Source organism: Amphritea sp. HPY, from assembly GCF_050870985.1.
Lineage (GTDB): Bacteria > Pseudomonadota > Gammaproteobacteria > Pseudomonadales > Balneatricaceae > Amphritea.
Map to the genome: position 1 here is coordinate 1,173,992 of NZ_CP194015.1, position 12,154 is coordinate 1,186,145.

Here is a 12,154-nt window from a genome sequence, read left to right on the forward strand (position 1 = left end):
GAATGTCATCGGTATCCGGGTATGTGCTGTAGTACAAAGACAGATAGTACAACGATTAGCTGCTCCGCTAAGCTTGGCAGGGCAGCGATTTAGAACTGAATTTTGTGGCAAAGAGTTTTATAGGGCAGGGCTATAAATGACGGACCAGTTTTTTCCTTTCAGTGCGGTAGCCGGTCAGGGCCAGTTTAAACTGGCTCTGATGCTGGCCGCGATAAACCCGGCTATCGGTGGTGTAGTGATCAGCGGTCCGCGGGGCTGTGCCAAATCAACGCTGGCGAGAGGTCTTGCCGATCTGTTACCTCCCCACAAAACTGCTGATGATCTGTCTCTGCTGAATGCTGAATTTATTACGCTGCCGCTGGGCGCCAGCGAAGAGATGTTGCTGGGAACCCTGGATCTGCAGCAGGTGCTGAACGAGAAGAAAGTGGTATTCAGCCCAGGACTGCTAAGCAAAGCCAATGGTGGGGTACTTTATGTCGATGAAGTAAACCTGCTGCCGGATAACCTGGTCGATCTGTTACTGGATGTATCCGCCAGTGGGGTCAACCGGATTGAGCGGGATGGTATCAGCCACAGCCATAAAACCGAATTTCTGCTTATAGGTACTATGAACCCCGATGAGGGGGAGCTGCGACCCCAATTGCATGATCGTTTTGGTCTGGCGGTCGAACTGACCAATCAGTATTCTGCAGCGCAGCGGGTGGAGATTGTCCGCAGCCGGGAGCTGTTTGATCGCGATCCGGTCGGCTTCTGTCAGCAATATGCAGCTGCTCAGGCTGAACTGATTGAAACAATCCGGCAGGCCCGCGATCTGTTGCACAGCGTGGACTGTTCCGATGAACTGCGCCTGGAGATCGCCGAGCGTTGTAATGCTGCCCGTGTCGATGGCCTGCGTGGTGATATCGTCTGGTATCGGGCTGCCATAGCCCATGCCGCACTGGAACAGCGTCAGCAGGTTGAGCAGGCGGATATTGATGCCGTTGAAGAACTGGTGCTGGCTCACCGTCGGCACGCAGGCTCGCCACCTTCACTTCAGCCGCCTTCATCCCCGCCGCCCTCATCACCTCCGAAAAACCAGGGCAGTGGCTTTAAGCGCCCGGATGACAGCCATCGTCAAAGTCAGCAGCAAAATCAGCTGGCCCAGGAAAATAAACAGGCCTCAGGTGACTGGGGCAGTATGGCGCCGCAACAGCAGCGCACCGCCGAGGCCGTTATGCTGCCTCTTGCAGAGCAAAATCATCCCTCGCCTTTATTAAAGGGGAAGGTAAAGGGTAACGCTGAAGAGCTAGTGGGCAAAGCCAAAGGCCGTGTAACCGGTGGACAGAGAAAGGGTGCTGAACAGGGCAACAAACCCGACTGGTTCAGCACTCTTGTATCCAGCATGGGTAACTGGCCACCGGCTAAGCTGCGCTTTAAGAAGCAGCAACAGGGGCAGCCGGTATTACATCTGATTCTGTTGGATACGTCTGCTTCGACTCTGGCAGCTGATCAGTTTTCAAATGCCAAGGCAGCAGTGATTGAGATCGCCCGGCCAGCCTATCTGCAGCGCGAGCAGCTGGCTATTCTGGGCTTTGGTAACAATAAGGTTGAAAACCTGTTGCCCCGGGTGCGGGCGCCGAAAGATCTGCGAGACTGGCTGGATAATCTCCCCGCCGGTGGTGGTACGCCAATGGGCGAGGCATTGCAGCAGGCCCAGACATACCTGCAGCAGTTGCAGCGTAAGACGTCGCAGTTGTTGATTCGAACTTACATTCTGACCGACGGTCGCAGTAACGCTCAGTTGCACGGCGTTGCACTGCCGGGCGAAACCGTCTGGATAGATACAGAAGATGCCGCCGTTAAACGGGGCCGTGGTAAACAGTTTGCTGCTCAACTAGGAGCTGAATATATTTCTCTTATGACTCAGACAGCACAGGGAGTTAAAGCATGAAAACCCATCAGGAACGCATGGCCCGTAAAAAGGCTGTAGTAGACGAAAAGATCGCCAAGGCCACCGAAGAGCGTGGCGTGCTGATTCTGTTAAAAGGTAATGGTAAAGGCAAGAGTAGCTCTGCCTTCGGTACCATGGCCCGAATGGTGGGGCACGGTAAAAAAGTGGCGGTCATCCAGTTTATCAAAGGCCGCAAAGAGACCGGTGAATTCAAACTGTTCCGTGATCATCCGCAGATCGACTGGCATATCATGGGGCATGGTTTTACCTGGGAAACCCAGGACAAAGAGAAGGATATTGCCGCCGCAAAGCAAGCCTGGGCTCTGGCAGAGGAATTATTGCAGGACGATAGCTACGACATGCTGGTGTTTGATGAGATGAGCTACATGTTCAAGTACAAGTACCTTGAGCTTGAACCGGTTGTTGAAGCATTGCAAAAGCGCCCTAAGATGCAGAGCGTGATGATCACCGGCCGGGTAATGCCGGAAGAGCTGGAAGAAATAGCCGATACCATCAGCAGCATCCGTGATGAGCGTCACGCCTTCCGTTTGGGAGTTAAAGCACAAGAGGGGATCGAATTCTGATGAGCTTTCAGTCACAGAGCGTTAGCTGTCCGGCACTGTTTTTGTCGGCACCGGGTTCCGGCGATGGTAAGACCACTTTTACCGCGGCGCTGGCGCGCTACTTTAAGCAGCAGGGCAAGGTCGTTCGTATCTTTAAAACCGGCCCGGATTATCTCGATCCGCAAATTCTGGCGCAGGCATCCGGTGAGGCTGTGGAACAGCTTGATCTGTGGATGGCCGGTGAAGAATATTGCCAGCAGAAGTTGTTTGAAGCGGCTCAGGTCGCCGACCTGATTCTGGTGGAGGGCGCTATGGGGATGTTTGATGGCGATCCTTCCAGTGCCGATCTGGCGGCCCGCTTTAATATCCCGGTAGCGATCCTGATGGATGTTAAGGGTATGGCGCAAACTGCAGCGGCCCTGGTAACAGGCATGGCAAATTTTCGCGATGATGTGAAGGTAGCGGGTCTGATCGCAAATAGCTGCGGTACCGAACGGCATGCGGAGCTGATTCGTAACGCCTTGCCGGAAGATCTGCCGTTACTGGCGACTCTGCCAAGAGAACCTGCTGTGGCCCTGCCGGAACGGCATCTTGGTCTGGTTCAGGCGGAAGAGGTGCGCGAAGAGCTGGAGCAGCGTTTCAATGCCGGTGTTGATTGGGTGGCGGGTAACCGTATTACCGAGCTACCTGCTGCGGTTGAATTTCACTCTGCACCAGTGCCTGAAGTTAAGCCGCTTCTTAAGGGCAAGCGTGTAGCGATTGCCCGGGATATCGCTTTCAGCTTTATCTACGATGCTAATTTGCGATTACTGAAAGAGATGGGTGCCGAATATCAGTTCTTCTCGCCTCTCAATGATAGTGAGATGCCGCCAGCGGATGCGCTCTGGTTACCAGGTGGCTACCCGGAACTGTACGCAGCTCAGCTGGGGCAGAACCAGTCTATGCAGGATTCCATCAGGTCATTTCATGACAGTGGTAAGCCGACTCTGGCTGAGTGCGGTGGTTTTCTGTACTGCCTCGAGACTCTGACTGATCTGGAAGAGCATCAATATCCTATGTTGGGGCTGATGCATGGTCACGGAGCTATGCGGGGTAAGCGTGGTTGTCAGGGCATGCAAACCGCCGTTCTGCCTGAGGGTGATGTTCAGGCCCATGCGCACCATCGATCCCGCAGTGAAGGTACAGCAGAACCTATCTCTCATGGCCGTCGCCAGCGGCATCAGGCGCCAGGAGAAGCTATTTACCGGGAGCAGGGGCTGACGGCGAGCTATCTGCATCTGTTTTTCCCATCCAATCCGACAGCTATTGCGGCCATTTTTAATGGGGCGTATGAGATGTCAGATAACGATCGGCTTGAAAGCGATCTACTTAAGAGCATGGCTGGATAAACGGTGTGGCCGGAAAGTTCTGAATCACCCCAGCCGTTACGTAGCGGCTTAACAACAGGCTGTTGTGCAACAGCCTGTTGTGTGGCGGCGGTTCAGGCGCTGCTTAAACAGCGTCGTCCGGATAACGTGGAAGTGCTTTTGCCGCGAGGTAAGACGGTTGATTTAGTCATAGAGGGTTATGAGCCGGTTGATGGCGGCATATCCGCCGGGACTATCAAGGATGCCGGGGATGACCCGGATGTTACCCATGGTGCCAGGGTGTTCGTTGAACTGCGGTTGGTGAGCAATAAAGGTGTGTCCTTTAAAGCTGCAGCCGGTGTTGGAACTGTTACACGTGAAGGCCTGATGCTGGCGGTCGGCGAGCCTGCAATCAATCCGGTGCCGCGCAAGATGATGACCGAGCATCTTGAGAATGCGGCATATACCTACGGTTATGAGGGTGGTTTTGAAGTATCGGTGGGTATCGAAAAGGGCGATCAGATTGCACTGAAAACGATGAACCCCCGTCTGGGTATTTTAGGCGGACTTTCCGTGTTGGGTACTACCGGTATAGTACGACCATACTCCTGTGCTGCCTATATCGCTTCTATCCATCAGGGTATTGATGTGGCCCGGAGCAACGATATACACCATATAGCAGCGACTACCGGTAGCAGCAGTGAGGCGGCAATTAAGGACCATTATGGGTTGCCGGAAATGGCCCTGATCGAGATGGGGGACTTTGTCGGTGCAGTATTGAAGTATTTGAAGAAAGCGCCGGTAAGCAAACTCAGTATCTGTGGTGGTTTTGGCAAGCTGACCAAACTGGCCAATGGCCACCTTGACCTGAACAGTCGCTCTTCGAGTATCGACTTTCAGCACCTGGCGCAACTGGCGGCTCAGGCCGGTGCTGACCGGGAGTTAACCGACTGGATAAAAACCGCCAATACAAGTGTGCAAGTTCTCAAAGCCTGCCAGCTGAAGGGTATCGATCTGGCGAGCGTTGTTTGCCAGACGGCCTTGTTAAAAGCCCGAAGTATTGTGCCAGTAGACGTTGAGCTGGAGATCTGGGCTGTGGATCGGCAAGGTGATTTTGTTGGTAATGCTACTGAGGCTGCATTATGAAACTGCTGTTATTGGGTGGTACTGCGGATGCCCGCAAAGTCACTCGTGAATTGAACCAACAGGGTCTCTTACAGGTAAGTGGCGCTGACAAAGATAGATTACAACTGATCTACAGTATCGCCGGTTTAGTGCGCACACCGCAGGTGCCTTGTGAGGTAATCAGTGGTGGCTTCAGCCAGTACGGCGGCTTGCAGGTATATCTTGAAGAGAACGGGATTGACGCGATCCTCGATGTCACTCATCCCTTTGCTAAGACGATGAGTAATACCGCAGTGGCCGCGGCGCGGCAATGCAATATACCTTGCTGGCGCTTTCATCGCCCGGCGTGGACTAAGCAGGCCGGAGATCGCTGGCAGCTGTTTGACGGTTGGCAGGAACTGGTGCCCGCGCTGACCAGTAAAAAGTCGGTACTGCTAACCGCAGGCCAATTGGATCAGCCGTTATTGGATCAACTGGTGGAACAGGCAGGGGCGCAGCAACCGCGACAACAACTAATATTACGAACCGCTGCGCAACCAAGGGCAGCACTGCCTGACTCAGTGATTTGGATAAAAGCCTTAGGGCCTTTTGCAGAGGCTGATGAACTTGCACTGATGCAGCAGCATCAGGTCGATGTGGTGGTGAGTAAGAACAGTGGCGGCGCCGCAACCGAAGCTAAGTTGGCAGCCGCGCGTAAGTTGGGAATCGAGGTGCTTATGTTACAGCGTCCGGAGTTTGATACTGCGGATGAGCAGTTCAGTACGGTCACCGGTTGTGTTGATTGGTTAAAGCAACAGCTGGCTCAGTAGCTGAAACAGATAAATTTATCAGGGCTGATGTTTTGCAGCCCGAGACAGGAAAACACTAGTGTCATTTGAATATGAGATAAACCCACAAGCTATTGAGCAGGAAAGCTTCCGTCAGATCCGGGCGTTGACTGACCTGTCTGGTCTGAGCCGCGAGCAACAACAGGTGGTGATGCGGGTTGTTCATAGTGTGGGTATCCCGGAAATTGCCGCTCAGGTGCGCTTCAGTGCTAACGCCTGCACCAGCGGTATGCAGGCCCTCGCGAATGATTGTGAGATTTTATGCGATGTTGAGATGGTCAAGCAGGGCATTACTAAACGGATGATCAGCAGCCTGCCCCTTTGTTTCCTGAATGATCCGCAGGCGGCTGCCATAGCCAAGGAACGCGGAGAGACCCGCTCTATGGCTGCGCTGGAACTCTGGCGTCCGAGTCTGGCTGGCAGTGTTGTGGTGATCGGAAATGCGCCGACAGCGCTGTTCCGATTACTTGAGATAATTGAGGCAGGTGCGGATAAGCCGGCACTTGTTATTGGTATGCCAGTGGGCTTTGTGGGGGCTGCTGAGTCAAAGCAGGCGCTGTGGGATTGCCATCAACAGCTGGGTATTGAGTGCATTACATTACTGGGACGCGAAGGGGGCAGTGCAGTTACGGCTGCGACCTGTAACGCCCTGTTACGCTGTAATCGGGGGGAGTGGTACTGATGCAACTTCATATCATCGGTCTGGGCGTAAGTGAAACCGCACATCTGGATCAATCCGCCCTTGCTGCTCTGCAAGCTGCTGATTCCGTTATCGGCTCCGAACGGCAAATAGCCACGGTGCAACATCTGTTGCCATCAGGCCAGGAGCAGATTTTTCTACCGAAGCTGAAGCAGTTGCAAATACAGCTGTCAGAGCTGGCTGATAAGGATTGTTCTGTTGCCGTACTGGCTTCCGGTGATCCCCTGTTATATGGCATTGGGCGCTGGTTTAGCCGTACTTTCAATGATAATGATCTGAGATTTTATCCTGGTATTTCAAGTGTCCAGGCAGCCTGCCACCGTTTGGGTCGGGCTTTTCAGGATCTGAAGGTGCTGAGCCTGCATGGTCGCCCGGTGGTAAAGATTCGTACTGTATTAAAACGCAACCAATCCCTGATTATCCTGACCGATAAGCACAGCACGCCGCAGGTATTGGCACAAGAATGTGTTGCTGCAGGCTTTGCCGAGTCGAAGCTGACGGTTCTTGAAATGCTGGGTTATGAGCAGGAGAAAATCAGCGTCTTTACCGCATCGGAGCTGGCTGAGCACCGGTCCGACAGTGAGCTTACATTTGATCCACTGCACGTCACGCTTATAGATCCACAAGGCTCGGGTGGTGTACTGCCAGAATTCCCCGGTATTGCCGATGACAAGTTTGTCACCGATGTTGGCGCAGGCAAGGGGATGATCACAAAGCGGGAAGTACGCTTATCTATTTTGTCCCTGCTGCAACCCTCCAGTCAGGATTGTATCTGGGATATTGGTGCAGGCTGTGGTGGTGTATCTGTCGAGCTGAGTTACTGGAATCCGGATACAGATGTGCATGCCATCGAATATCACCCGACGCGTCTTGAGTGTTTAGAAGCAAACCGGCAACGCTTTGGCGTGGTCAGTAATCTGCACATCGTTGAGGGGCGGGCACCGGAAGTACTTGTTGATCTGCCAACGCCAAATAAAGTCTTTATCGGCGGCAGTGGTGGTGAGCTGGCTCAACTGTTACAGCAGGCATGGCAGAAGTTGCCGGTCGGCGGCGTTCTGGTGGTCAGTGCGGTAACTGAGACGACCCGGCAACAGGTATTCAGTTTTTACCAGGAACGTCTGACGGCACAAGACAGTGATTTTGAAAGTATGCAGATTGCCGTTAGTAAAGGCGATCTGTTAGCAGGCCAGTTGATGTACCGGCCAACTCTGCCAGTAGTTCTGTCCAGATATGTGAAGCTGACATCAGGTGATAACAGCCTTTCAAATAATGGCTCTTTAAAGGCTACTAAGGATACCTCCGATGACTGAAGCTCCTGTGACAGAAATACCGTCATCCACGGCAATTAAACGGGGCACTTTTTACGGTGTGGGCGTAGGTCCAGGCGATCCAGGTCTGATTACGGTTAAAGCGCTGCGTCTGATTCAGAATGCAGCGGTGGTCAGCTATCTGGTTAATGATCAGGGCCACTCGCAGGGTAATGCAATTGCTCAGGCAGCTTTAACAGAGGACAGCAGGGCGGTGGTAAGCGGTCAGCAGCATATCGAAATCGTTATGCCGATGCTGACAGAACGACGTCTTGCGAACAACGCCTATGATGAGGGTGCAAGGCAGATCAGTGAGCTGTTAGATCAGGGCCGTGACGTGGTATTTCTATGCGAAGGTGATCCGCTGTTTTTCGGTTCTTTCTCCTATTTGCTGGAACGTTTGCAGGATGAGCATGCCTGTCGGGTTGTGCCGGGTATCTCTTCGGTTAATGCTGCAGCTTCAGCGCTGGTACAACCCCTGACTATGTTGACCGAGTCCTTTGTGGTGATGAGTGGACGGCACAGTGATCAGCAGATCCTGCAGGCGCTGAATGAACATGATTCTGTAGTGATTATGAAAGCCGGTCAGGCCCGGCCACGGATTCTGGCTTTGCTGAAAGAGAGCGGTCGTACTGAGGATGCGCAATACCTGGAATATATCGGTCGGGAAAATCAGCGTATCGAGCAATCTGTTTCTGAGCTTGAAGTGGAACCGGGCCCTTATTTCTCGCTTTTTGTGGTACTGCGTAGTGAGCGCAAAACAAGATGAAAGCGCAAATGAGTGGGCTGAAGAACAGTCAGGGAATCCGCATCATTGCACTGACCGAAGCTGGTCATAGGCTGGCCCTGCACTTGCAATCTCAGCTTGAATACGCGCAGGTCAGCTATAAACCGCAGCCCTTTACCGAACAGGTTCAGCAGTTCTTCCAGCAGGGAGAGCGGCTGATCTTCATTTGTGCCACCGGCATTGTGATGCGCAGCCTGGCTCCGGTCATTCAGGATAAACACCTCGATCCCCCGGTACTGGTGCTGGATGAACTGGGGCAGTTTGTTATTCCGCTGTTATCGGGCCATGAGGGCGGTGCTAACGACTGGGCTGCACAAGTGGCTGAGTTGCTTGACGCGCAGGCGGTCATTACGACGGCAAAGCCTTACCTTAAACCACTCTATACGGTGGGGATGGGATGTGAGCGCAACTGCCCCGAAGAGGAGCTGGAACAGCTGTTGCTGAACTGCCTTGAACAGGTCGGACTAACGCTGGAGAAAATAGACAGTATTAGCAGCATTGATATTAAGGCTGATGAAGTGGGCCTGATTTCATTGGCGCAGAAGCTCAATAAAAGTTACCAGACCTGGGATAAACACCAACTGGGCACTGTCGAGCATATGCTGAGTACACGATCCGATTATATTTTTAAAACAGTTGGAGTTTACGGTGTGGCGGAATCTGCTGCCCTGTATACCGCGCAACAGGCAACCGGCGAGAGTGCCGAACTGCTGTTGAACAAACATAAAACATCTAAAGCGACCTGTGCAATTGCGCGCAGCTATCCTGGAAAGAGAGTAGAAGACAGATGAGTCAGTTATTTGTAGTTGGAACAGGGCCGGGCGATGCTCAGCTGGTAGCACCAAAAGCACTGGCAGCGATTAAAGCCAGTACCGATCTGGTGGCATATGGCCTGTACCTGGATCTGTTAGGTGACGTTTGCGATGGTAAGCAGCACCATGACCTGCCTTTAGGAGAGGAGATCGGCCGGGCACGGCTGGCATTGGATCTGGCGGCAAGCGGAAAAACCACAGCACTGATCTCCAGTGGTGATATTGGTATCTATGCGATGGCGACCCTGGTGTTTGAACTGCTGGATCAGCAGTTGCAGGGTAAAGAAGATCACCCTGAATGGCTGGATGTGGAAATTCAGGTCGTTCCCGGTATCTCTGCGATGCAGGCCGGAGCCAGTCGCGTCGGCGCTTTGCTTGGACATGACTTCTGTACTGTATCCCTGTCAGATCTGCTGACACCCTGGGAAACTATTGAAAAGCGTATCCACAGTGCCGGTAGTGGAGACTTTGTTATCTCTTTCTATAACCCGGTATCAATTAAGCGCGACTGGCAGCTGAACCATGCCCGCGACATCCTGTTGCAATACCGTCCCGCCAGTACGCCTGTATTGCTGGGTCGTCAGCTGACCCGTGAAGATGAAACTGTGACTATTACCACGCTGGGTGAGCTGGATGCCAAGGACGTGGATATGTTCACCATGGTCAGCGTCGGCAACAGTGAATCCCGTCATATCGTCAACGGTAGCCGGGAATGGCTGTACACGCCCCGTGGTTACAGTAAGAAGCTCAGCTGATCGAAGCATAGCTACGGATAATAAAAGGATAATCTGATGACTGTATATTTCATTGGCGCAGGACCCGGTGATCCGGAACTGATGACCCTGAAAGGGCACCGGATTCTGCAGCAGTGCCCGGTGGTGCTGTATGCCGGATCACTGATTCCCCGAGAGGTGCTGGAAACCGTTGAGGACAGCGCGGAAAAAATTATCGATACCGCCTCTACCGATCTGGAAGAGATCACGGCGCATATTGTTCAGGCGCACAAAGAGGATAAGGATGTTGCCCGACTGCAGTGCGGTGATCCGGCGCTGTATGGCGCTATTGGTGAGCAGATTCGCCGGTTGGAAGAAGCTGGCATCGATTACGAAGTGATTCCGGGTGTTAGCGCGGTGGCAGCTTCCGCTGCTTATCTTGGTAAAGAACTGACCCTGTCCGGGGTATCCCAGACCGTGATCATGACCCGTTACGAAGGCAAGACCCCGTTCCCTGAGCGCGAGCGTCTGCCGGAACTGGCTCGCAGCGGTGCAACTTTGGCGATCCATCTGGGTGTGACCCGGATCCATAAGATCGTTGAAGAGCTGCTGCCTCACTACGGGGAAGATTGCCCGGTCGCTGTCTGCTACCGCACATCCTGGCCGGATCAGGACAAAGTGACCGGTACCCTGAAGGATATCGTGGCCAAAGTTCGTGAAAAGGGCTTTACCCGCACCTCTCTGATTTTAGTGGGACCGGTACTGGATTGTGATGATTTTGCCGATTCCTACCTGTATCACAAGGATCAGGCGCATGTGTACAGGCCCCGGGTTAAGCCGGAACAGCCGCGTTCGGTTAAGCGTGACTGAATCCTCTGTTAAACAGATAGCCTGATTGAATAAAAAGACTTTTGAATAAGAAGCTTTTGAATAAAAAGAATAGCGAAGAGATAACAAGATGCAGCTAAATAAAATACCTACTACTGTTGTTACCGGTTTTCTGGGTAGCGGTAAAACGACGTTATTGTCCAGTGTTCTGAAGCAGGCTGCAGGAAAGCGTATCGCCGTGATAGTGAACGAATTTGGCGAACTGGATATCGATTCCGACCTGCTGCGTAGCTGTCCCCTTGATTGCGAGGATGAGAACGCAACCGCAGCAGATGGCGAGAATGGTTTCTATGAACTGGCCAATGGCTGTATCTGCTGCACCGTGGAAGAAGAGTTTCTGCCGGTTATGCAGCAACTTGTAGAACGCCGTGATGATATCGACCATATCTTAATCGAGACCAGCGGCCTGGCGCTGCCAAAACCGCTGGTGCAGGCGTTTAACTGGCCGGGCATCAAAGAGTATTGCACTGTTGATGCGGTAATCACCGTAATTGACGGACCGGCAGTAGCGGCGGGTCGATTTGCCCACGATACCGATAAGGTTCAGGAGCAGCGCCTTAGCGACGAGAGCCTGGATCACGATCCAAGCCTGCAGGAATTGCTGGATGATCAGCTGAGTGCGGCAGATCTTGTTGTGGTAAGTAAAAATGATCTGCTTGATGCTGCGCAACGTGAACTGGTTCAGCAAGTGGTTACGGCGAAAGTACCGAACGCAGTGAAAACCACTTACATCAGCAACGGTGAAGCTCAACTGGATATGCTGATGGGACTGGATGCGGCGGCCGAAGAGCGTATCGATCACGTACATAACCATCACGATCACCACCACGCACACGGTGCGCACCATGATCACGCCCATGATCATTTCGACTCGTTTGTAATTACGCTGGGTGAAGTGGACAGCGATAAACTGCAAGCGGCGCTCAAGTCACTGTTAAGTGATTTCAATATTTATCGTGCCAAAGGTTTTGCCGCATTGTCGGGTAAACCGATGCGTCAGGTTTTCCAGGCCGTGGGCAAACGTCTCGACGTTTATTTTGATCGCCCCTGGGCAGCAGATGAAAGTCGCGCTACCTCATTAGTATTTATCGGCAAAGGTATTGAAGAGTCGGTAATTAAAGCGGCGCTGGAAACAGCACTGGTAGACGCACCTTAA

12 protein-coding genes are annotated in these 12,154 nt (G+C 52.9%); all 12 read left to right on the top strand.

Features of this window, described 5'->3' with window-relative positions; genetic code table 11:
* Positions 1 to 136: 136 nt before the first annotated feature.
* The 12 genes from ACQUQM_RS05175 to cobW all read left to right on the top strand — a co-directional run bounded on the left by ACQUQM_RS05175 (position 137) and on the right by cobW (position 12,154).
* A complete protein-coding gene (locus ACQUQM_RS05175) occupies positions 137 to 1,930 on the top strand; it encodes an ATP-binding protein (RefSeq protein WP_432473421.1) in 1,794 nt (597 codons plus the stop codon).
* A complete protein-coding gene (gene cobO / locus ACQUQM_RS05180) occupies positions 1,927 to 2,514 on the top strand; it encodes a cob(I)yrinic acid a,c-diamide adenosyltransferase (RefSeq protein WP_432473422.1) in 588 nt (195 codons plus the stop codon). Before ACQUQM_RS05175 ends, cobO begins: the two co-directional genes overlap by 4 nt.
* Positions 2,514 to 3,881: a cobyrinate a,c-diamide synthase gene (locus ACQUQM_RS05185; RefSeq protein WP_432473423.1), complete on the top strand. Its 1,368-nt coding sequence runs from the start codon at positions 2,514 to 2,516 to the stop codon at positions 3,879 to 3,881. Before cobO ends, ACQUQM_RS05185 begins: the two co-directional genes overlap by 1 nt.
* Positions 3,882 to 3,884: 3 nt before the next feature.
* The gene (locus ACQUQM_RS05190; RefSeq protein ID WP_432473424.1) at positions 3,885 to 4,985 is read left to right on the top strand and encodes a cobalt-precorrin-5B (C(1))-methyltransferase; all 1,101 of its coding nucleotides are present in this window, start codon (positions 3,885 to 3,887) and stop codon (positions 4,983 to 4,985) included.
* Positions 4,982 to 5,773: a precorrin-6A/cobalt-precorrin-6A reductase gene (locus ACQUQM_RS05195; RefSeq protein WP_432473425.1), complete on the top strand. Its 792-nt coding sequence runs from the start codon at positions 4,982 to 4,984 to the stop codon at positions 5,771 to 5,773. Before ACQUQM_RS05190 ends, ACQUQM_RS05195 begins: the two co-directional genes overlap by 4 nt.
* Before the next feature lie 58 nt (positions 5,774 to 5,831).
* The gene (locus tag ACQUQM_RS05200; protein ID WP_432473426.1) at positions 5,832 to 6,473 is read left to right on the top strand and encodes a precorrin-8X methylmutase; all 642 of its coding nucleotides are present in this window, start codon (positions 5,832 to 5,834) and stop codon (positions 6,471 to 6,473) included.
* A complete protein-coding gene (cbiE, locus tag ACQUQM_RS05205) occupies positions 6,473 to 7,801 on the top strand; it encodes a precorrin-6y C5,15-methyltransferase (decarboxylating) subunit CbiE (protein ID WP_432473427.1) in 1,329 nt (442 codons plus the stop codon). The genes ACQUQM_RS05200 and cbiE overlap by 1 nt, the downstream gene beginning before the upstream one ends.
* Positions 7,794 to 8,567 carry a precorrin-2 C(20)-methyltransferase gene (gene cobI / locus ACQUQM_RS05210; protein WP_432473428.1) on the top strand — a complete coding sequence of 258 codons (774 nt, stop codon included), beginning with the start codon at positions 7,794 to 7,796 and terminating at the stop codon, positions 8,565 to 8,567. Before cbiE ends, cobI begins: the two co-directional genes overlap by 8 nt.
* Positions 8,564 to 9,376, top strand: a complete 813-nt coding sequence (locus ACQUQM_RS05215) for a cobalamin biosynthesis protein (protein ID WP_432473429.1) — start codon at positions 8,564 to 8,566, stop codon at positions 9,374 to 9,376. Before cobI ends, ACQUQM_RS05215 begins: the two co-directional genes overlap by 4 nt.
* The gene (gene cobJ, locus ACQUQM_RS05220) at positions 9,373 to 10,152 is read left to right on the top strand and encodes a precorrin-3B C(17)-methyltransferase (RefSeq protein WP_432473430.1); all 780 of its coding nucleotides are present in this window, start codon (positions 9,373 to 9,375) and stop codon (positions 10,150 to 10,152) included. The genes ACQUQM_RS05215 and cobJ overlap by 4 nt, the downstream gene beginning before the upstream one ends.
* A gap of 36 nt (positions 10,153 to 10,188) precedes the next feature.
* Positions 10,189 to 10,980 carry a precorrin-4 C(11)-methyltransferase gene (gene cobM, locus ACQUQM_RS05225; RefSeq protein ID WP_432473431.1) on the top strand — a complete coding sequence of 264 codons (792 nt, stop codon included), beginning with the start codon at positions 10,189 to 10,191 and terminating at the stop codon, positions 10,978 to 10,980.
* Positions 10,981 to 11,068: 88 nt separating this feature from the next.
* Complete coding sequence (cobW, locus tag ACQUQM_RS05230; protein WP_432473432.1) at positions 11,069 to 12,154, top strand: cobalamin biosynthesis protein CobW; 1,086 nt, start codon at positions 11,069 to 11,071, stop codon at positions 12,152 to 12,154.

Coding starts and splice junctions, on each gene's coding strand:
- cobM (WP_432473431.1), top strand. CDS start 10,189: ATGACTGTATATTTCATTGGCGCAGGACCCGGTGATCCGGAACTGATG.
- cobW (WP_432473432.1), top strand. CDS start 11,069: ATGCAGCTAAATAAAATACCTACTACTGTTGTTACCGGTTTTCTGGGT.
- cbiE (WP_432473427.1), top strand. CDS start 6,473: ATGCAACTTCATATCATCGGTCTGGGCGTAAGTGAAACCGCACATCTG.
- cobJ (WP_432473430.1), top strand. CDS start 9,373: ATGAGTCAGTTATTTGTAGTTGGAACAGGGCCGGGCGATGCTCAGCTG.
- cobO (WP_432473422.1), top strand. CDS start 1,927: ATGAAAACCCATCAGGAACGCATGGCCCGTAAAAAGGCTGTAGTAGAC.
- ACQUQM_RS05185 (WP_432473423.1), top strand. CDS start 2,514: ATGAGCTTTCAGTCACAGAGCGTTAGCTGTCCGGCACTGTTTTTGTCG.
- cobI (WP_432473428.1), top strand. CDS start 7,794: ATGACTGAAGCTCCTGTGACAGAAATACCGTCATCCACGGCAATTAAA.
- ACQUQM_RS05175 (WP_432473421.1), top strand. CDS start 137: ATGACGGACCAGTTTTTTCCTTTCAGTGCGGTAGCCGGTCAGGGCCAG.
- ACQUQM_RS05215 (WP_432473429.1), top strand. CDS start 8,564: ATGAAAGCGCAAATGAGTGGGCTGAAGAACAGTCAGGGAATCCGCATC.
- ACQUQM_RS05195 (WP_432473425.1), top strand. CDS start 4,982: ATGAAACTGCTGTTATTGGGTGGTACTGCGGATGCCCGCAAAGTCACT.